Genomic DNA, 288 nt, shown 5'->3' on the forward strand with positions numbered 1-288 from the left:
ACCGCGAATCCGACCTGAACTTCGTGTCGCGGCTGATGGAAGAAGAAGGCATCTACTATTACTTCGAACATGGGGGCGGCAAACATACCCTGGTGTTGGCCGATGGCATCGCCAGCCACAGCCCGGCCCCCGGTTTTGAACAAGTCCCGTTCTATCTGGGTGGGCAGGATGGCGGCATGACCGTCAACCGCGAGCATATGGCCCACTGGCGCACCGAGAAATCCGTACAGCCGGCCGACTATGTGCTCAACGACTACGACTTCCTCAAGCCCAAGGCCGACCTCAAGG

General features: G+C 59.4%; 1 protein-coding gene. It reads left to right on the forward strand.

All coding sequences use genetic code 11. The features are described from left to right. On the forward strand, positions 1-288 hold a 288-nt coding region (locus tag PZA18_RS24545), incomplete at both ends, for a contractile injection system protein, VgrG/Pvc8 family (protein WP_284103503.1).

The organism is Parachitinimonas caeni (assembly GCF_030129945.1).
Lineage (GTDB): Bacteria > Pseudomonadota > Gammaproteobacteria > Burkholderiales > Chitinimonadaceae > Parachitinimonas > Parachitinimonas caeni.